The sequence below is a fragment of the Actinospineispora eucalypti genome, assembly GCF_039543365.1.
Lineage (GTDB): Bacteria > Actinomycetota > Actinomycetes > Mycobacteriales > Pseudonocardiaceae > Pseudonocardia > Pseudonocardia eucalypti.
The window spans coordinates 124,930-144,828 of the sequence record NZ_BAABJP010000029.1; the positions used below are offsets into that span (position 1 = coordinate 124,930).

Annotated in this window: 15 protein-coding genes and 2 pseudogenes; 7 read left to right on the forward strand and 10 right to left on the reverse strand. The window is 68.7% G+C overall.

The window, feature by feature from the left end:
- Window positions 1-7 precede the first annotated feature (7 nt).
- The 8 genes from ABEB12_RS24715 to ABEB12_RS24750 all read right to left on the reverse strand — a co-directional run bounded on the left by ABEB12_RS24715 (window position 8) and on the right by ABEB12_RS24750 (window position 9,334).
- On the reverse strand, window positions 8-1,297 hold the full coding sequence (locus ABEB12_RS24715; RefSeq protein ID WP_185060815.1) for an MlaD family protein: 1,290 nt from the start codon (window positions 1,295-1,297) through the stop codon (window positions 8-10).
- Entirely contained in the window at window positions 1,297-2,841 is a 1,545-nt protein-coding gene (locus ABEB12_RS24720; protein WP_185060814.1) for an MlaD family protein, read from the reverse strand. The genes ABEB12_RS24715 and ABEB12_RS24720 overlap by 1 nt, the downstream gene beginning before the upstream one ends.
- A complete protein-coding gene (locus ABEB12_RS24725; protein ID WP_185060813.1) occupies window positions 2,841-4,106 on the reverse strand; it encodes an MlaD family protein in 1,266 nt (421 codons plus the stop codon). Before ABEB12_RS24725 ends, ABEB12_RS24720 begins: the two co-directional genes overlap by 1 nt.
- A gap of 2 nt (window positions 4,107-4,108) precedes the next feature.
- Window positions 4,109-5,482, reverse strand: coding sequence for an MlaD family protein (locus ABEB12_RS24730; protein ID WP_185060812.1), 1,374 nt, complete (start codon window positions 5,480-5,482; stop codon window positions 4,109-4,111).
- Between the two features lie 7 nt (window positions 5,483-5,489).
- Entirely contained in the window at window positions 5,490-6,725 is a 1,236-nt protein-coding gene (locus ABEB12_RS24735) for an MlaD family protein (RefSeq protein ID WP_221497691.1), read from the reverse strand.
- A gap of 2 nt (window positions 6,726-6,727) precedes the next feature.
- On the reverse strand, window positions 6,728-7,534 hold the full coding sequence (locus tag ABEB12_RS24740; protein WP_185060811.1) for an ABC transporter ATP-binding protein: 807 nt from the start codon (window positions 7,532-7,534) through the stop codon (window positions 6,728-6,730).
- 62 nt (window positions 7,535-7,596) lie between these two features.
- The gene (locus ABEB12_RS24745) at window positions 7,597-8,442 is read right to left on the reverse strand and encodes an ABC transporter permease (protein WP_185060810.1); all 846 of its coding nucleotides are present in this window, start codon (window positions 8,440-8,442) and stop codon (window positions 7,597-7,599) included.
- Between the two features lie 13 nt (window positions 8,443-8,455).
- Window positions 8,456-9,334 carry an ABC transporter permease gene (locus ABEB12_RS24750; RefSeq protein WP_185060809.1) on the reverse strand — a complete coding sequence of 293 codons (879 nt, stop codon included), beginning with the start codon at window positions 9,332-9,334 and terminating at the stop codon, window positions 8,456-8,458.
- A gap of 528 nt (window positions 9,335-9,862) precedes the next feature.
- On the opposite strand from ABEB12_RS24750, the pseudogene ABEB12_RS24755 reads away from it, so the two are divergent.
- Both ABEB12_RS24755 and ABEB12_RS24760 read left to right on the forward strand, forming a co-directional pair.
- Window positions 9,863-9,991 (forward strand): annotated as a pseudogene (locus ABEB12_RS24755) (transposase); the annotation flags it as partial.
- Window positions 9,984-10,238, forward strand: a pseudogene (locus ABEB12_RS24760) (glyoxalase/bleomycin resistance/dioxygenase family protein); the annotation flags it as partial. The pseudogenes ABEB12_RS24755 and ABEB12_RS24760, both read left to right, overlap by 8 nt.
- Window positions 10,239-10,318: 80 nt before the next feature.
- Here the strand turns inward: ABEB12_RS24760 and ABEB12_RS24765 are convergent.
- Together ABEB12_RS24765 and ABEB12_RS24770 are read right to left on the reverse strand one after the other, a co-directional pair.
- Window positions 10,319-13,096 (reverse strand): LuxR C-terminal-related transcriptional regulator, encoded by a 2,778-nt coding sequence (locus ABEB12_RS24765; RefSeq protein ID WP_185060808.1) that lies wholly within the window; start codon window positions 13,094-13,096, stop codon window positions 10,319-10,321.
- Window positions 13,097-13,115: 19 nt separating this feature from the next.
- Complete coding sequence (locus ABEB12_RS24770) at window positions 13,116-13,727, reverse strand: flavin reductase (protein WP_185060807.1); 612 nt, start codon at window positions 13,725-13,727, stop codon at window positions 13,116-13,118.
- Window positions 13,728-13,980: 253 nt separating this feature from the next.
- Between ABEB12_RS24770 and ABEB12_RS24775 the strand changes: the two genes are divergently transcribed.
- The 5 genes from ABEB12_RS24775 to ABEB12_RS24795 all read left to right on the forward strand — a co-directional run bounded on the left by ABEB12_RS24775 (window position 13,981) and on the right by ABEB12_RS24795 (window position 19,845).
- Window positions 13,981-14,436, forward strand: a complete 456-nt coding sequence (locus tag ABEB12_RS24775) for a hypothetical protein (protein ID WP_185060806.1) — start codon at window positions 13,981-13,983, stop codon at window positions 14,434-14,436.
- Window positions 14,437-14,555: 119 nt separating this feature from the next.
- Window positions 14,556-17,381: a PEP/pyruvate-binding domain-containing protein gene (locus ABEB12_RS24780; protein WP_185060805.1), complete on the forward strand. Its 2,826-nt coding sequence runs from the start codon at window positions 14,556-14,558 to the stop codon at window positions 17,379-17,381.
- 69 nt (window positions 17,382-17,450) lie between these two features.
- Window positions 17,451-18,404, forward strand: a complete 954-nt coding sequence (locus tag ABEB12_RS24785; RefSeq protein WP_185060804.1) for a metallophosphoesterase — start codon at window positions 17,451-17,453, stop codon at window positions 18,402-18,404.
- The gene (locus ABEB12_RS24790) at window positions 18,401-19,321 is read left to right on the forward strand and encodes a DUF7064 domain-containing protein (RefSeq protein ID WP_185060803.1); all 921 of its coding nucleotides are present in this window, start codon (window positions 18,401-18,403) and stop codon (window positions 19,319-19,321) included. Before ABEB12_RS24785 ends, ABEB12_RS24790 begins: the two co-directional genes overlap by 4 nt.
- Window positions 19,318-19,845: a MarR family transcriptional regulator gene (locus tag ABEB12_RS24795; RefSeq protein ID WP_185060802.1), complete on the forward strand. Its 528-nt coding sequence runs from the start codon at window positions 19,318-19,320 to the stop codon at window positions 19,843-19,845. The genes ABEB12_RS24790 and ABEB12_RS24795 overlap by 4 nt, the downstream gene beginning before the upstream one ends.
- Window positions 19,846-19,899: the final 54 nt, after the last annotated feature.

The following is a 19,899-nucleotide window of genomic DNA, read 5'->3' on the forward strand; positions in this document are numbered from 1 at the left end:
GTCTCCATCAGCGGCCGCCCTTCGGCTTGGTGACGTACGGGATGCCGCTCTCTTCGGGGGTCGGCACGTATCGGGTCGGGCCTCCGTTGCCGGCAGGGATACCGATGGTGTCCGGCAGAGGGGCGATCACGTGGCCGCGGATGATTCCGCTACGGGCGTCCTGCACCCCGAACACCGACGAGGTGTTGTAGGTGAAGGCCCGCAGCTCGTCGAGGTAGTCGACGGCCAGGCCGGTGATTCGGGGGAACTCACGCGTGACCGGGCGCAGATCCTCGGTGGCGTGGTTGAGGTTGCCCGCCATCGGTCGCAGGTCGGCCACCAGGCCCCGCCCATCGCGGACCACCGGCTTCGCCGCCTTCACCGTGTCGCCCAGGGTGTCGACGGTGTCGGTGAACTTGTCCAGGGTGTCGGGGAGCTCCCCGGAGACCGCCTTGAGGTTGTCCAGCGTCGGGTCCAGCTGGTTGGTCAGGTCCTGAGTGGCGTGGAAGGTCCGGGTCAGCTGGCCGTAGAGGCCGGGCAGGTGCCGCAGCGTCGCCTGCAGGTCGCGGTCGTGCTCGGCCAGCACCCCGAGGGTCTGCTCGGTGGAGTCGGCCAGCCGCACGGCCCGCTCCTGGTTCCCGCCGACCGCCTGGGCGATCTGGCCGACCGAGGTGATCAGTTGCTTCAGCTTCTCCCGCCGCGTCTCCAGCGCCGTCGTGACCGGCTTGAGGTCGAGCAGCGTCTTGTCCACGCCGTTCAAGCCGGGCGCCAGGTCGCGGGGCGCCGAGGCCAGCGCGACGTCGGACTGCGAGAGCAGGTCGGTGATCGCCGCCTGGGCCTTGGGATCGAACTTGTCCAGGATCTGGTCGGTCTGGACCGGCTTGCGGGTCTGCTGGAGCGGGATGGTGGCCCCGTCCCCGAGTCGGTTGCCCGGGTGCCCGCCCGGCTCGATGTTGACGTACATCTGGTTCAGCGGGTTGACCGCCCGCAGCACCGCGACGGCATTGCTGTAGATCTCCTGATCACCCTTGATGGTCAGGGTGAGCAGCGCGGTGCCCCGGTCGGTGACCTCCGAGTCGGTGATCTTGCCGACCTCGACACCGGCGATTCGCACCTGCTGCGAGCTCTTGGTGGTGACTGCCGGCACCTCGGCGAACTCGGCCTTGATCGTCATCGTCTTCTGCCAGGGCAGCGCCGAGGCGGACTGGCTGACCATGATGAGCGTCGCGGCGAGCCCGAGGGCCAGGAACAGCACCAGGGTCACCACGTACCCGAGCAGCCCGGGGGTCGATCGGATCCGGCTGAAGGTGGCGGCCATCAGTTGTCACCTCCGAGGTGGCCGAGGAGGGGGATGCTCGGCTTGCTGTCCGAGTCGGACTTGTGCGGGGCGCTCGGCAGCTTGTCGGCCGGCGGGATGGCGGGCTGACCCTTGCCGGGGGCGTACAGCGGGTTGGGGATGGGCGGGTCCGGCACCTGGGCCGGCTTCCCACCCTGCGGACCGGGCGGCTGCTGCAGCCCGAACATCTCGGCACCCTGCTCGACACCCGGCACCAGCTCGGTGCTGCCGCCGAGGGTGTTGCTCGACGGGATGCCCGCGGTGAGCCGGGCGAAGGCGCCGTTGCGGTCGAAGGTGGAGAAGGTGTTGTTCAGGTGCGAGAACAGGTACCCCAGCTCCTTGTACCACTCGTTGTTGTTTGCCCCTCCGTTCGGGTACGGCTTCGTGCCGTGCCACTGCGAGGTCAGCGCGTCGAGCAGCGGGCCGTTGACCCGGTTCAGGGCGTCGCCGCTGAGGTCGTCGAACGAGCCGGTCAGCCGGTCGGTGGTCGGGACCAGGTCGTCGACCGCGGGCCGCAGGTCGGACATCAGTGGCCGCAGGTCGGCCACCATGTCCCGGGTGTCGCCGAGCACCGGGTCCAGCGTCTCGAACGCCGGGCCGAGCGCCTTCGCGCTGTCCCGGAAGGCTGGCGCGGTGTCGGTGAGCTTGGTCAGCGTCGGCTGCAGGTCGATCAGGCCGGCCCGGGTGGTGCGCAGCATGTCCGCGCTGATTCGGGCGGCCTGGGCCAGCTCCGGCCCGCCCCCGGCCAGCGCCCCGGAGGTCCGGTTGAGCGAGGTGAGGATGCGGTCGACCTGACCGTCGGTGCGGCTGAACGCGCGGGCCGCGTTGTCGAAACCCGACACGATGTTGGTGAAGTCCTTGTCCGGCTGGGTGCCCTGCAGGCCCTCGAAGACGTTCCCCGCCGGGCGCAGCGTCCCCGGGGCGTCCTGCAGCAGGGTGCGCAGGGCCTCCCGGCTGCCCGTCCGGAGCGTCTCCTCGAACTTTGCCGTCATCCCCTGGAACCCGTCGCGGGCGGACTGGTTCAGGCTGGAGAGCACCCGGTCCAGTTCGACCGGGATGCTCGTGCGCTCCAGCGGGATCTCCTCGCCGTCGAAGCGGCCCGGCCCGCCACCGGGCACCAGGTCGACGTAGTAGTTACCGCCGAGGATCAAGGTCGGCCGGATGTGTGCCGACGGCGCCCGCCCGAGCTTGTCCAGCACGCCGCTGCCCACCTTCATGGTGACCACGGATGTGCCGGACTGCTCGTCGTACTCCTCGCTCTTTACCGTTCCGACCTGTACGCCGGCCACCTTGACGTCGTTGCGGTACGGGCGGAGCTTGTAGGGCCGGTCGAACCGCGCGGTGATGGTGTCGCCGAAGCTGAGCGTGGTGGCGATCTGCTCCTTGTGGTACACGCCCCAGAGGGCGAGCACGGTGGCGAGGATCATGCCCACGCCCACGTACCGGTTGATCCGCCGGGTCTTCCGGGCCGAGGCGACCTCTTCCGGGGTCAGCTCCTCGACCTCGTCGGCATCCGAGCTGCTCATCACTTACCTCCCGGCGCGCCAGCGCGGTCGAACGAGGCCGCGCCCGGCTTCGGGTACGGGTTGCGGGGGACGGTGAACCGGTCGCGGATGACCGACCCGGTGACGGTCGCGGCGCCGACGTTGGCGTTCGCGTTGGCGTAGTGGATCCCGGGCGCCACGCTCTCGGACACGAAGCTGTGCAGCCGGACGGCCCACCAGCCGGTCTCCCGGGCGTAGCCCTTCAGCACGTCCAGTGGCTCGGCCGCGTTCTCGAAGGTCGTGCGCACCTTCGGGGCGAGTGGACTGACGTCGGCGAAGGTGTCGCTCAGCTCTCTGACGGCGGGCTTCGCGTCGTCCGAGACGTCGGGCACCTTGTCCAGCGGCGTCCGGCTGTCCCGCAGGAATGCGCGGGTGTCCGGGGTCGCGTCGCCCAGGCCCTTGAAACCGGGCCGGCCGGTCTCGAAGGCCGACGCCGTGTCGCTCAGCGGCGTGTTGAGAGCGTCCAGGGCGGTCTTGGCGGTGTCCAGCGTGCTCGGCAGCTTCTGCAACGACGCGCTCAGCGGCTTGGCGTCGTCCACCGAAATGGCCTCCATGGTGGTGCCGAAGTCGCGCACCGTGGCCTCGATGTCCCCCCGCCGGTCGGCGAACCGGCCGGCCAGACGGTCGATGCTGCGCAGCGTCTCGGGCAGCTCGGCATCCGGGTCGGCCAGGGCCGAGGACACCGACCCGATGTCCTTGACCAGCGCCGGCGAGTTGTGCACCAGGCCCTGGAACCCCTGGCCGTGCCCGGTCATCCCGCCGCCGAAGTCGGCCAGGAAGGTCGAGGTCGCTGCCCGGGTCTTCGGGTCGAACACGTTGAGCAGCTCGTTGATGCTGTCGGAGTCGGTGTTCCGCTCGGAGGCGATGACCCGGTCCCCGAGCGGTCCGGCGGTGGGGGTGCCCAGGTTGAGCTCCACGAACTTCTGTGCCAGGGCAGAGAAGTCCCAGACCTGCGCCGACGCGTCCGCGTAGGCCTCGCGGTCACCGTCCAGCGCCATCGTCACGACCGCCTTTCCGTCGACGTAGTCGATCTTCTCGACTTGGCCGATCCGGGAGCTGAACTCCCGTACCTCGTCACCGGGCTTGAGCGAGTCGACGTTGGTGAACGCCGCTCTCACCTCGGTGCGGGGCACGAAGGGCAGGCCCTTGTGCGCCGTCGCGGCCAGGAGCCCGATGCCGACGACCACCAGGATCCCGATGACCCCGATGACGTACGTGCCGGTCTTGCTATTCGGGTTGCGTGCCATGGTCAGTGGCCTCCCAGCATCTGGCCGAGCACGTCGTGCTCCTGCTTTGGGGTGAGGCCGGTGGCGCTGCGGCCACCGATCTTGTCCGGCCCGGTCTCGTTCTCACACGGGTGGCTGTCCTTCCCGTCACAGGTGCCGGGCAGCGGGACCCGCCCGGGTACGGGCATCGGCAGCGCGGGCGCCGGGCTCTCCGGCGCGCCGGGGATGGGGCCGACCACGGTGCGTGCCCCGGGGACGGGGCTGTACTTGACGGCCGCCCGGAAGTAGTGGCTGAGCCCGTCGTAGCCCGTGGTGGACAGCGACCAGAACTTAGCGAACTCCATCAGGTTGGTGAACCGCTTGCACAGCACACCGATCTCGCAGATCCGGCGCGCGGACGACGCGGTGGTGCGCAGGGCACGGGCGGTCGGCCGGAGGTCCTCGACCACCGGCCTGGCCTCGTCGACGAGCTTCCGCGCCCGCTCCAGCACCGGGGTCAGCGAGTCGAGGGCCGGGTCGGCCGACTCGGCGAACTCCCTGAGCTCCCGGTTGATGTCCACCAGCTGGTCGGTGAACGGCCGGGCGTCCCGCAGGCTCGGGGTCGCCGACTCCGCGGTGGCGGCCGTCTGCGCCAGGGTGTTCTGGGCGCTGGCCAGGGTCCCGGGCAGCCGCTGCAGCGAGTCCGCGGTCGCCTGCCGGTTCGCCGCGACGGCCGACAGGGTGCGCTCGGTGGCGCCCACCATCCGGTCCAGGTTCTGGCCCCGGCCGGCGGCCACCTCGGCAGCCACCGGCGTGGTGCTGTCAACGAGGCTGGTAAGTACCTGGTTCTGCTCGCTGAGCAGCCGGGCCAGCTCGTCGGCCTGCTTCATCGCCGGGGCCAGCGCGGTGATCGCGGCGGCCGCCTGCGGGCCGTTCGCGTGCAGCCCCTCACCCAGGGTGGTCAACATCGCCGAGAGCCCGGCGCTGGTCGGGTCGTCCAGCGAGTTGACCACGTCCTCCACCGTGGTCTCGGTGGAGGTGTGCGCGGCGGAGATCGTGTAGGGCGCCGAGAGCGGCGGCGCCGAGGGGGTGCCCCGCTCCAGCTTCACGAATCGCTCACCGAGCAGGTCCTTCGCCGTGATCGTGACCTTGGCGTCGTCGTGCAGCGGCAGCGCCGAGCCGTCGACGATCATCTGCACGAAGGCGTGCCCGCCCCGGATCGTGAAGCCCACGATCGAGCCGATGGTCACGCCGGACGCCTTGACGTCGTTCCCGACGTCCAGCGGGCTGGCGTCGGCGAACTCCGCGGTCAGCAGGAAGCGCTCGTCCTTGGGCGTGGCGGCGGTGATCGCGAAGGACACCGCCGTCACGGTCAGCGCGACGACCATCGCCACGCTCATCCTCACCAGTGTTCTCATGCCGCGCTCACCGCATCCCGTTTCCATTGGCGTCGGTCCACGGCTGCCCGACCAGGGCACCCGGGGCCGGCCTGTCCTTGATGCCGGAGGGCAGGCCACCGACCGGGCTGTCGTCGACCTCGCTCCCACCCAGCGCTGCCGGAGCGCCCGACCAGACGTGGCCCTGCGAGTCGTAACCGCTGAAGGCGTCGCCCCAGTTGGTCAGGAAGCCGGCCAGCTCCGGGGTGTAGGGGCGGAGGAAGCCGACCGGCCCCGTGTAGCCCTTGAGCGTGTCGGTGACCCGCGGCAGGAACGAGTGGGCGGCGTCGAAGAACGCCGGCGTCTCGTCCAGCAGGTCGCTGGTGCCCTTCAGCGTGGGCCGCAGGTCCTTCAGCGTGGGCCGCAGGTCGTCGAACAGCGGGTTCAGCTTGTGCGCGATCCCCGGCAACCGGTCCATGGCCGGCCGCAGGTCGTTGAGCAGCGGCACGGTGGCGTCGCTGGCGGCGGGCACCATGTCCAGCGTCGCCTTGGCCGCGTCCAGTGTCGGCGGCGTCTCCTTGAGGCCCTGGCGCAGCGCCTCCTGGGTGGGGGCGAGCTGGCCGGTGAAGGAGGTGAGCCGGTCGACGGCGGTGCGGAGCTCGGCGCCGCGTCGCGCGGCCGGTCCGGTGACCTGGTGCAGCTCGGTGAGCAGCTCCTTGATCGCCGGCCCGTCACGCCCGACGGCCTCGAGCAGCCCACCCAAGGCGTGGACCGCCGGGCCGGCGCTGGCCAGTGTCTGCTTGAGCTGCTCCTCGCGGCCGGTGGCCGTGCCGTTGAGCTGGCCGAGCAGCGAGTTGAACTTGGCCCGGGTCGGGGCGTCGAACATCGCCAGCACCTGGTCGACCTCGATCTGGGACGAGGCCGCGTCGATCATCGCGCCGTCGGGCAGCGCGGGGTTGCCCTGGGGGCCGGGAGTGAGCTGGATGATCCGCTCACCGAGCACCGACTTCCACTCGATGCGGGTGGTGGTGCCGTCGTGCAGCGGGGCGATCGGCTCGTCCAGCCCGATGGTCACGATGGCCTTGCCGTCGCGGGCCTGGATGTCCTCCACGGACCCGACCTGGCGGCCGTCGACCTGCACCTGGGCGTGCGCGACCAGCTGCGCGGCGGAAGGCAGCACCAGCCGCGCGTGGTAGTCGTAACCGCTGCTCAGCCACACGATCGCGCCGACGACAACCGCGGCCGCGAGGCCGAGGGTGGCGATCAGCTTTCCGGAGATGCCCATACTCATTCCATCCCCAATGGGCCCTCGGCCCCGCCGGAGAGGAACTGCTTGACGAAGGGATCCGTCGTGTTGAAGGCGTCGTCGCGCGTGCCGTTGTGCACGATCTGGCCGTGCCACAGCACCGCGACGTAGTCGCTGACGGTGCGGATGGTGTTGGTGTCGTGGCTGACGACGATATACGTGCCGCCGTGCTCGGCGTGCACCTCACGGATGAGCTTGCACAGCAGCGTGGTGCGCACCGGGTCCAGGCCGGAGTCCGGCTCGTCGAACATGACGACCTCGGGGTTCGTCGCCAGTGCACGGGCGAACCCGGCGCGCTTCTTCATGCCGCCGGACAGCTCGGCCGGGAACCGGTTCATCGCCGCGGTGAGACCGACCTCCTCCAACCGCTGCGTGACGATCTCCCGGATCTGGTCCTCGTCCATGTCGGTGTTCTTGCGCAGCGGGAAGGCGACGTTGTTGTAGACGTTCATCGAGCCGAACAGTGCCCCGTCTTGGAACAGCACGCCGAACCGCTTCCGCAGTTCGTTGCGCTGCGCCTCGGACATCCCCCAGATGTTCTGGTTGAACACCACGACCTCGCCGCGGTCCGGCGCGAGCAGCCCGACGATGTGCTTGAGCAGCACGCTCTTGCCGGTACCGGACGGACCCAGCACCGTGGTGATCGCGTCGTCGACGAAGTCCAGGTGTACCCCGCGCAGTACCCGGGCGCGGCCGAACTTCTTGTGCAGGTCACGGATCTTGACTTTCGAATCGGACTCGAGCATGGCGTGGCCACCCTCGGCTGGCCGGCCCTCATGCACCGACATCGGTTCTCCTTGAGTTGGCGGGCCAGGTCGGTCCGCTCGGCTGGTCGTTGTGCGCCATCTGGTCAGTTCGCAATGGGGACGACTACCCCGGTGCCGTAGAAGGCCTGGAACATGATTCCGGCGCCCAGAATCGTGATCAGGCTGACGTTGACGGCCATCGAGATCGCGGTGTTCTCACCGACACCGGCGGGGCCGCCCTTCGCGGTCATCCCGAAGTAGCAGCCGATGACGATGACCAGGATGGTGGGGAGGATCGCCCAGACCAAGGCCAGCAGCGCGAAGTCCGTCGGTGTCGTGAAGGCCCAGAAGACGCTGAAGTAGCCGCCGGTGGAGACACTGCCGAGGATCGGGACGTTGGTCAGGTAGTTCGCGTAGAAGCACAGCCCGATGCCGATGAGCCAGAGCGCCGGCGCGACCACGATGTAGGCGAGCACGCGGGTGCCAACCAGGTAGGCCTGGGGCGAGATGCCCATCACCTCGAGGGCGTCGATCTCCTCGTTGATCCGCATCGCGCCTAGCTCCGCGGCGAATCCGCAGCCGACCTTCGCGGCCACGATGAACCCGAAGAAGATCGGGGCGCTGCCCTTGAGCGTGCCGGCGGCGGCGAAGAGGCCGACGTAGCTCTGCGCACCGATCTGCTGGAGCAGGTAGTGGCCGATCTGGCCGACGAGCACGCCGTCGACGATCAGCAGCGTCCAGACGACCAGGGCGGAGCCCATGATCAGCCGGGCGGCCTGGCGCAGCACCTCGTCCGGGTAGCGCAGCGACTTCGGTAGCTCGACGATCGTCTGCCCGATGAACCGCAGGATCGCGCGGACCTCGGTGAACAGCGGGTCGACGAAGGTGGGCCGCTCGAGCCGGGGAGCGGGCTCGGGTGGCGGCGGCGCCTTCTCGATTGCGGTGGTCAACGCTCCAGCTCCTTCATCGAAGCACCGTGACGCTGGGGTTGGTGGCCAGCAGGATCATGTTGAACAGAACGTCCATGGCGTAGGCCGCCGTCAGGCAGATGACTACCGACTGGTTCACCGCCCGGCCGACGCCCTCGGCGCCGTACCCGCAGGTCATGCCCTTGCTCGCGGAGATCACCCCGATCAACAGGCCGATCAGGGTCATCTTGATCAGGTTCCCGATGATCTCGGGGACCGTGATGTTCTCCATGAACGTGGTGAGGAACGAGTTCGGCTCGACGTCACCGAGCGTGGACACCACGATCAGCCCCTCGGTGACCGTCATGAGGATCCCGAGGATGTTGTAGGCCAGCGTGATGGCGATCAGCGAGATCACCCGGGGCAGCACGAGCAACCGGATCGGGTCCTGCCCGAGAACCCGCAGCGCGTCCAGCTCCTCGCGGATCTTCCGGGAGCCCAGCTCGGAGGTGGTCGCGGCGCCGATCGCCCCTGCGACCACAGCGCTGGTGAGCAGCGGTGAGATCTCGCGGATGATGAAGGTCAGGTAGACCGTACCGAGCCGGTTGGCGGCGCCGAGGAAGATCAGGATCGCCACAGCGAACGTGGCGGCCAGCAGCCCGTAGCCAATCAGCGCGAAGAACGCGGGCACGCTGATCCGCCTCAGGACGTAGTACATGTCGTCGCGGGTGTCGGCCCAGTAGGTCCGAGGGTCTGTGCAGGCCGCCCGCGCCACCTGGGCGCCCACCACGCCCATGTGGCCGACCTGGAACAGCACGTTCTCCGCCGTGCCGGCCAGCCGTGAGAGCAGGGGCGGCCGGCCGAGCTCGGTGGCGCCGGGGTTCTGATGCCCGCCAGGGCGACCACCGCCTGGAGTGGTGGTCGGTGCGCTCATCGGCAGGCCTCGCCAGCCGAGGCCCGGCGTGGGTCAGGGGCGTGGGGCATGTCGTCTCCTTCGGGGCACCTTTGACCTGAGGTGACTCACCGAAGCAGAGCGGCTACTGAGTGTCAGGAGTAGTGACTACTGTGATGTGTGATTCTTTCCACCAGTCCGCTGATGACGCAGGTCACAAGCTTGCGGTGGCTCAGCTACCGGCAGATGTCCACCCGGCAACACCTGTGGCGGAACAATCAATCGTCAGGCTGTCGGCTGCCGCAGGGGCCATCAGGGTACTCCCTATGGCGCCGCGAGGGGAGGGCCGATGTCCGCGCGCACGTCCGCCGACACTCGTATGGTTAGATTCGCGGATGCGATCAACGGCGTGGTGGCCGGCGTCCTGGCGGGCCTAACCCACCGGCGCGCTCGCGACGTTGCTCGGCATGCTGCCGATCTTGGCGCTCCCGCTGGGCAGCCACCAGTCCGTGGCCGGGTTCCCCGCCAGGCCGGCAGCAACTTCGCGGACCGCGTCGGCGAACTCATGAGGAAACGTGGGGTAAGAAATACCGAGCAATGGTCCGGCTATGGCGGAACGCATGGACCGAGTTCGTACCGTTTCTCGACTACGACACCGAGATCCGAACCGTGTTGTGCTCAACGAACGCAATTGAGTCTGGCGCTCATCGAGGGACCGGCCGATCAGCCCACCGTGCTCGACCACCTCGGGGTCGAGGTCGAGACCACCGACGAGGTCGGCGCGGCCACCGACCGCCTGTCCAAACTGGGCCTGTTCACGCTGGTGGAGAACGACACCACCTGCTGTTATGCCTGCCCGGACAAGGTCTGGGTCCACGGCACCGGCAAGGAGCCGTGGGAGGTCTACACCGTCAAGGCGGACGCCCCGGAAGCGACCAGCATCCACCCGTCGGCGGACTCGTGCTTTGGAGCCTCAACGTCGGGGTGGCCGGCTGCGCATGGCAGGGCGGCGCGCCGGCCGGCACCTCAACTAGGCGTTCGGTTGTCCACCGTGGCGAGCGCATCCGCCAGTTCACGGCGGCTCTTGACCCCGAGCTTTCCGTACACGTGCTGCAGCCGGTTCTCGACGGTACGTACAGAGACGACCAACTCAGTGGCGATATCTTTGTTCGACCAACCCGCCGCGGCGAGTTGCGCTGCCTCCCACTCCGCCGGCGTTAGCCGCGCCCGTGTCTCGACAGCCCGTAGCGCCGGCGTGTTCGCACCGCGGCACCGGGACGACAGCCATGACGCGCGGCGCTCCGCGGACACCTTTGCGCGGCTGTTTCCAGCGCGCGCCCAGTGGACCGAGCTGTCCGCCGCCGCCTCGGCGGCAAGCAGCAGGGCACCCATTTCCTCGAAAGCACCTGACACCGCTTCGAGGCCCTCCGGGTCCGCGTCGGCCAACGCCCGGACGTGCGCGACCCGGGTGGCTGCCAGGTCGCCTTCGACAGCGCTGCCAAGCTCGGTGATCCTGCGAGTCGTCTCTTTGGCGTAGCCGACACGTGCCCAGGCATGCAGGGCAGCTAGGGCACCGACGTGGTCGCCGATTCGTTCGCCCTTGTCGGCGGCCTCACCGAACTTCTCCCGGGCCTGACGGAGGTTGCCGCCGGCGGCCTCCGCCCAGCCCTGACTCAGCAGGAAATCGACGCCCATGAAGTAGGACGGACCCATACCGAGCCGATCCAGGTCGTCGAGCGCCTCCCGTGCCTCGGCCTCCTGACCGGCCAACGCCAACGCCTGGGACAGGTAGATCAGGCAAAAGTCGATGAACTGCGGTCTGCCGAGCTGCCGGTAGATCGAGATCGCCTTCTGCGCGTTGCGGACCGCGTCGCCGATGTGCCCGCGCTCGGCGACCGGCTTGGCCAGCTGCCAACTGAACATCGCCTGCTGCTCAAGGGAGCGGTTCTCCACGCCTTCTTGGTAGCGGGCGGTGGAAAGCTGTTCGGCCTCAAGGAAACGGCCGGCATGGTTGAGTGCCTCCGCCTGGTAGAACGCGTGCATCCACGGGTACCAGTCGGTGGGGACGGTGAGCTCGACCTGCGCCTCGTACCCGCGTCGCGCCGCGTCGAGTGCCTCCTCGATCCGGCCCATGCGGGCCAGGCTGAACGCACCTGGCATGCAGGCCCAAGCCAGTGCCCGTCCCGTGGCCCGGCCGAGAAGCGGCTCGACAGCGGTGACGGCACTGCGGGGGCCTTCCTTGGCCAACAGCAAGGCGACCCGACGCGCCGCGATCTCATCACGCATCTCGGATGGGGGCAGGTTCTCCTCCGACTCCTTGGCGATGCGTAGACCCTCGTCGATCTTGCCGGAGTAGATGACCCGGTTGTCCAGCCTGGTCAGAGCGATGTGGCCCAGTTCCTCGGAGTTCGTTGCCGATCGTGCGAGCTCGCCGAGTTCGACGTCGGCTTCCACGGTGCGACCGCGCAAGCTGGCCAGCTGTGCCGCGAGCAACGCTGCCTCGAAACCCGCGCCCTCCTCCAGAGCCGCTCGGATCAGCTGTTCGGCCAGCCCGAAGTCGTAGCGCCAGCGCGCCTCGACCGCGGCGCGGTACATCAGGTCGGGCTCGGCACCGCCGCCGATCAGGCGCCAGGTGGCGATACGGAGAAGATCTTCTCTCCGTCGTGCACCGGTCGCCTCGATGGATTCGGCGAGTGACCGGGCGATGGCCCGGGCTCGCAGTCCCGGTATCCGTTCGCGGAGTACTTCGCCGTAGAGCGGATGGCCCAGACGGATCAGCAGACGGGAGCGCTCGATGGAGGTCCGCAGCAGCGCTTTACGCTCAAGGCTCTCCGCGACCGCCTCATCGCTCATCCGCACCAGTTCGGCCGGCCCGAGCGGCTCACCGAATGCGACGATCTCCATGAGAGACCGTTCCTCCGGAGTCAGCCCCTCCAGCCTGGCCTCGACGAGCTCTACCAGACGGTCGGTCGGGTGTAGCTCCCCGACCAGCCGCCAAATCCCGCCGTCGTCTCGAAGCACGCCATCCGCGAGGGCGCCGGCCACCAGCTCGCGAAGGAACAGCATGTTGCCGCGAGACCGCGTCATGAGCTCGGTTATTGCCGCCTCGTCGACCTGCCCGCCCAACGCGGCCGTGACGGCCTCGGTCACTTCAGGCTGACCTAGCCCGTCGAGTTCGATGCGCTCGGCGATGCCGCTCTTCCACAGGGCCAGGATGGGATCCGGAGCTGGCTCACCGCTTCGAACGGTCGCCAGGATGATCACCGAGCGCGTCTCGGCCAGTTGGAAGACCAGGGTCGCCGACATCTCGTCCAGCAGATGTGCGTCGTCTACGCCGAGCACCAACGGTCTCTGTCCGGCGCGAGCGACCAGGGCGTCAGCACAGCGGCGCAGCAGGTTTGCGCGGTTGTCGACCGCGCCGGGCTCCGGGTCGCGCACCTGCAGTACTGGGGCGAAGGCCCCGAGAGGGATTCCGCCACTGGCCCGCGTGGCGGTCACGCGGGCGATCGGGAACCCGGCCGCGCGGAACACTTCGAGCGCCTCCTGACCGAGACGGCTCTTGCCGACACCGGTCCTGCCGGCCAGGACGACGCTGTTGCCGTCCTCCACGACTGAGGCCCGGAGTGCCCGTAGCTCCTCCTTGCGGCCGACCAGCCGCCACTCAGAGCGTGAGGCACTGCGTTGCTCGCGGTACCGCCCTGCCATCAGTACGTCCCATCGCTGCCGGCGTGCCGCCCTACTGCCCTCGCCGGGCTGCTGACCACCAACTTCGGGCCGCACGACGCTGTCCACGTTGACTGTCATGCCACGAGGTTCCGGACACTCAGCTCGCGCTGCGCCGAGGGTAACCGGAGCATCGGTACAGCATCGGCGCGGCATTGGTATCGGCGCGCGAGGCGTGCACGTTCAGCAGGACAACGAGGTGCTCGCCGGCCGGCACCTCCTCGTGAACCGAACACTCCAGCCACAGCGCCGCGTCGTGTACGAACACCGATCCACCGGGCCCGCCGGCCCACTGCACCCCTGAGAACCGGTCTTGCTTACCCGCGAGCCGCTGCAGAACATCGATCTGCCCAGAGGACAGCAAACTCATTCCCAGTCGCGGGAGTTCGCGTAACCGGGTCCAGGTCTTGGACCTCGTCGACACGACGATCGACGCGAACGGTGGCGTTTCCGAAACCGCGCCGGGCGAGCCCGCGACCATGCCGAGCGGCGATCCGTCGATGACGGCACCCAGCGCCACCACACCGCTGGGCAGGCACGAGTAGGCCCGACGGAGCGATTCCCGATCGGCCGGAACGGTGGAGAACTCGGTTGGCCTGCGGGCCCACTTCTCCCCCACGTTCTCGTGCTCATCGGCTCCGGCGGACGCGTCGCTCGGCGGTGTGGTGGAGGTCTTGTCCGTCAGGACGATCCCGACCACGTCGTACCCCACTACGGCACCTCCCACCGAGCCACCACGGCCATCGAACAGTCGATCACGCGGCATCTCGGTGGTCAGGAGTAATCGCTACCCTGATCCACCCAGCACCAACCACAGCCCGGCCGACCGCGTAGGTGAACAGGAGCACCGCGACGATCTGGCAGACGCGAGCCGCCGCGTAACAGCGTCACGGCCGCTGTCGATCTCACGCACAAGCACCGACGAGTTCGACGCGAGGCTCGCCGCGACCCGCGAAGGGAGCAGGATGTCGCCTTCGACCCCCTGTGCGGACCGCCTTGCCCGCCGTGCCGACCTGACGAACGGGCTGGTCTCCGGGCTCGTCGCGGGTACGGCATCCGGAGTCCTGCTCGCCAGGCTGGAGATGTTGCCGACACTTGCCCTCCTGGTCGGCAGCCACAGTGCACTCGCCGGCGGCCTGGTGCACCTCCTGGTTGCCGCCGGCCTCGGCGCCATGTTCGCCAGCTACCTCGGTTCCGCGACCCACCTGCACGACCTGGTCACCGCCGGTGTCCTCTACGGGGTGATCTGGTGGCTGATCATCCCGGTTCTCCTCGTGCCTGCGTGGCTCAGTCAGAACGTCAACACTGTCGTCGTGCACTTCGCGGTGATGAGCATGGCCGGCCAGGCGATATTCGGCCCCATCAACGGCGCCGTGGTGTACGGACTTCGCCGCGTTCGCGGTGGCTCTACTCGGGCCTGACATCGGGGTTTCGCGGATGAGGCACGGCGAAAGGGAGTAGTCAATACTCCCGCGTCGCAGGTCACACCTCGCTGAGACTGGATCGACTGATACAGGGCCGTACAGCGAGGACTTCTTCCATGGCAGATACCGTCAGCTCGACGCACACTATTTGGTTCGCCGACCCGGCCGGGACCGATCACTCACTGGTCGGCGGCAAGGGCGCGAACCTCGGTCGCCTGGCCAACGCGGGCTTCCCGGTCCCGCCCGGCTTCGTGGTCGACACCGGCGCCTACCTCGCGCACATCGAGACGATGCGCGACCAGATCTCCCAGGCACTCGCCGAGCTCAGCTACGACGACGCCGAAGCTCTGGAGCGCGCCGTCGAGCGCATCCGCGACTGGATCGTCGACGCCGACATGCCCGCCCACGTCGCCAACGAGATCAGCTCGGCGTACGCCCAGCTGGGCGACGTCTACGTGGCCGTGCGGTCCTCGGGTACCGCCGAGGACCTGGAAGGGGCCTCGTTCGCCGGTCTCCACGACACTTACCTGGACATCAAGGGCGCCGACAACGTCCTCGACGCGGTGAAGCGGGACTGGGCCAGCCTGTGGACCGGCCGCGCGGTGGCCTACCGCAAGAGCGGCGGCTTCACCGAGTTCCCGTCGATCGCGGTCGTCGTGCAGACGATGGTTTCCTCGCAGGTGTCCGGCGTGATGTTCACCGGCAACCCGCTGAACGCCGCAACCGACGAGATCATGCTCAACGCGAGCTGGGGACTGGGCGAAGCGGTCGTCCAGGGCATCACCACCCCCGACGAGTACATCGTGCGGCACAAGGGCTTCGTGCTGCTCGACAAGACCCTGGGCAGCAAGGAAGTGGAGATCGTCCGCAACCCGGATACCGGTCACGGCACCATCCAGCGCGACGTCGACCCGCCGCGCCGCGAGGAGTTCACCCTCACCGACGAGCAGGCCGTCGAGCTGGCCCAGATCGGCGCCGGTGTCCAGGACCTCTACGAGGGCTTCCCGCAGGACATCGAGTGGGGCTACGCCGACGGCGAGTTCTACGTGCTGCAGGCCCGCCCGGTCACCGGTGTGGAGTTCTCCTGGGACGCGGACGTCACGTACTCGGTACAGGGCAACGACGACCCGGAGGCTGTGCCGTACGACAACATCTGGTCGCGGGTCTTCCCCGAGGAGATGTGGACCGGCGCGATCAGCCCGCTGATGTTCTCCTGGCGTTGCTGGGGCCTCAACCAGTGCCACAGCGTCGGTGTGCACGCGTTCGGCTACCCCGAGCAGGACCACACCACGCGGCGGTTGTGGAAGTACCACAAGGGCGCCTCGTACTACAACGTCGAGGCCGACCGGCACCGGATCAAGCAGTCGATCCCGCCGCAGCTGCGCCCCGGGATGCTGCACAAGATCCCGACCATGTGGCACGAGGAGGTGCTCAACGCCCCCTTCGACTGGGGCCGCTACCTCAACATGTTCCACAAGGTCGAGATGGAACGCCCGGACATGGGCTTCAACTGGTGGCGCTACCTGCAGCGCGACTTCATCCACAGCGAGCGCTACCGCGAGGCGACCCGGCCGCGCACCGAGGCCGAGCGGCTGGCGTTCAGCGACGAGGAGCTCAAGCAGCACCTCGCCGACGCCATCCGCGAGGAGATCTCCTCCTACGACCCGCCGTGGAACGGCCTGCTCTGGTACATGGGCGAGGCGCTGGGCTGGCTGGGTTGGATCTGCGCGAACTGGTACACCGGCGAAAAGGGCCTCGGGATCTTCGTCGACCTGGTGACCGGCACCCGGCGGCCGAACATCGTCGGCGAGGAAGCACACGCCGCGTGGGAGATGGCCAACTTCATCGGCCGCTCGCCCGAGCTGCGGTCGCTGCTGGAGATCTACCCAGACGAGCGGTTCTTCACCTTCCTCGACCAGTGCATCGACGGGCCGAAGTTCCGTGAGATGTACGACGCCTACGTGGCCAAGCGGGGTCACCGAGGCCACCCGGACCGGGACATCTACTTCGACCGCCGCGCGGACAACGTGATGGTCGACCTGGCTCCGTGGATCGGCATGCTCGACGAGCCGGACCCCCGGCCGAAGGAACTGGAGACCCGCGCCCGCCTCGAGGCGACCATCAAGGAGGTCCACGACAACCTCGCCGCGCAGGAGGGTGGCGCCTGGAAGGCCCAGCTCTTCGACACACTGATCGACTTCGCGCACTACTCCCTGGAGCACCGCGACGACGAGCGCGAGGTCATGGACTGGTCCACCTACGACATCAAGCTCTGCTTCGAGGAGGTCGGCCGGCGCTGCGTCGAGCGCGGGCGGCTGCGCGAGGTTAAGGAGTGCTACTTCCTGACCATGGAGGAGCTCTACGACGTCCTCGCCGGCCGGGAGAACAAGCGCCTCATCCGCGCCAAGATCGACGCCCGCCGGAAGAACTTCGATGAGATCAACACCGGCGAGCGCGACCCGGCACCGTTCATCGTCTCTGGGCGGCCGGCTCCGATCGACGAGCCGGAGCTCGAAGGTGAGGGGGTCTTCCAGGGCAAGGGCACGAGCGCGGGCCGGATCACCGGGACCGCCCGGGTCGTGCACGAGCTCCGGCAGATCGGACGCGTCAAGAAGGGCGACATCCTGATCGTGCACGCCACCGACCCGGGCTGGATGCCGGTGTTCAGCCGCATCCACGGCATCGTGCTGGAGAGCGGCGGCCTGATCAGCCACGGCGCGATCATCGCCCGCGAGTTCGGCCTCCCCGGCGCGCAGCTGCCAGGAGCCAGGCGGCTGATTCCGGACGGTGCGCTCATCACCCTCAACGGAGACACCGGGGTGATCCAGGTGCACGAGTCCGACGACCCGGACGTGGTGGCGAAGGAGATCGCCGAGCTGGAGGCGCAGGCGGCGGCCGCGCAGGCGGAACGCGACCAGCAGTTCAAGGTCTCCGTCTTCTGACCCCGCCCCAGCGGGTGACGGGCACCGCATCGCACGCGGCGCCCGTCATCCGTGCACAAGGAGACCGTCATGACCGAACGCCTGTGGCTCCCCTCGGTCGGCACGGCCCGACCGTGGATCGGGGCGGACACGCTCGCCCCGTCGACGAACGACTTCACCTTCGCCCTGCTGTCGGACCGCACCGGCCTGGCCCGGCCGGGCGTGTTCGAACGCGCCGTCGAGGTACTGAACCAGCTGTACCCGGACTTCGTCATCCAGATCGGCGACGCGATCGAGGGCTACACGACCGACCGGGAGGTTCTGGCCTCGCAGTGGCAGGAGCTCGACGACATCCTCGATGCGCTCGAACGTCCCCTGTTCCGCGTCGTCGGCAACCACGACGTCAGCAACGAGCTGATGCGGGACGAGTGGGTCCGCCGGCACGGGCTGCTGCACTACCACTTCCGATATGCCGACACGCTGTTCCTGGTCCTGGACACCTCTGATCCACCGCAGGCGTTGGAGGACGTGGCCGGCGACCTGACGCCGGAGCGGCTGGCCGAGCTGCACGCGATGGTCGAGTCCGATCCCGAGGCGGTACGTCGGGAGTTCGAGGCCCTGGCGGACTGGGACTCGACCATGCCCGCCGACATCTCCGACGAACAGATCGACTACTTCGAGCGGGTGCTCGCCGACCATACCGATGCCCGCTGGACGTTCGTCTGCATGCACATCCCGGCCTGGCAGGGCGACGGGCATCCCGCCCTGGAGCGACTCCGGAAGACGCTCGGCGAGCGCCCCTACACCATGTTCGCCGGGCACATCCACAACTACCGGCGACAGGTGCTCCACGGCCGCAACCACATCCGCCTCGGTCCCTGCGGCGGCGCATGGGTGCGGACCGGTGACGAGGGCAACTTCGACCACGTCACCCTCGTCCGCATGACGCCGGCCGGGCCGCGCATCGCGAACCTCGTCCTGGACGGCGTTCTCGGCGTCGCCGGCGGCACGTACCCACCTCCCTCGGCGAAAGGCCACCCATGACCTCCACCCAGCCGCGCCACCAGTTCTCCGCCCGCGACGACCTGTTGCACGACGTCTCTAACTCCGGGCCGCACGCCCGGGAAAGTCTGCTGTGGACCGCGCCGCTACCTTCCGAGCAGCTCCTGGTGTTCGTCTACGCCTGGCGCGAGGCCGGGCGGCGTTGGGGTCGTTTCCTGTTCGTCGGCGGACCGGACATGACGAGACCGGAGTTTCTGTCGTTCGAAGAGGACGCTGCGTTCAGCGGCGATGACCTCGACGACTGCACGGTCGGTGGGCTACATGTGCGCCAACCCGAGCCCCTGCGGGTGGCCGAGCTCGGCTTCACCGGCGAGGAGCTGGACCTGTCGCTGCGGTTCGAGGGCATCCACGAGCCGTTCAGCTGGCACGACAACGCCGACGGATGTCCCGACTGGGTGGCCGACAACCGGTTCGAGCAGTCCTGTCTGGTCTCCGGGCAGGTGTCGCTGCACGGGCGAGCCATCGACGTCAAGGCCAGCGGCGGTCACCGGGACCACTCCTGGGGCGCCCGGAACTGGAACATGCTCCAGCACTGGAAATGGATCAACGCGACCGCCGAGGACGGACGCTCGCTGCACGCCATGATCATGGAGGTCAAGGGCCAGCAGCTGATCAATGGGTACATCAACAGCGACGGGCGGCTCTGCCCCATCGTCCACGCGCGGGCCGAAGCGGAGCTGGACGATCGCCTGGTGCACCGTGCCGTTTCGGGCCGCTTCGAGGACTCGGCGGGGCGAACGATGAACCTGGAGTGCACGTACGCCGCGGGCTGGGGCATGCCGATCCAGCACCTGGTGCTCAACGAGATCGCCATGTCGGCCACGTTGGACGGCGTTCCGGCCGTCGCGCACGTCGAGCTGGGCTGGCCGGCCGACTACGTCGAGCGCCTCTGCCCGTGAGCACGCGGCTGTTACGCACGTATTCGAGCAGCGCCCACGCTCCCGAGTACTTCACCCAACGAGTCGCGGCGTTGGGGCATCTCCTGCAGGTTCGGATCGACCAGGCGCTGAGCGCCGAGGGAATCACCGCACGCCAGTTCGACGCCCTCGAGCACATCGCCGCAGACTCGGGTCTGCACCGCGCCAGCCTGGCCCGCATTCTGCACACCAGTCCGCAGGCCGCTGCCGGGCTGACCCGGCGTCTCCACGACCGTGGCCTGTTGGAGAGGCACTTTCTCGACCCGTGGAGCCCCATCACTTTCGCGATCACGGAAGCCGGCACACGCTGCCTGGCACGGGCGCGGCCAATCGTGACAGCGGTCGAGCGCGAAGTGCTCTCCCACCTACCCGAGCGGCTCGTCGCGGTGCTCAGCGACGGTGTCCTCGGGCTCGTGCACGGGGTGGACTGGCTCTCCGACCCGCAGGGCCTGGTCGACGAGGTGTACGCCGCGATGACCCGCCACCCGTCGCGGATGCCGAAATGAGTGTCCGCCGGCGGCCAGCGCCGTCGTCGTCAGCGCCCTCGGCCCTGCCCGGCA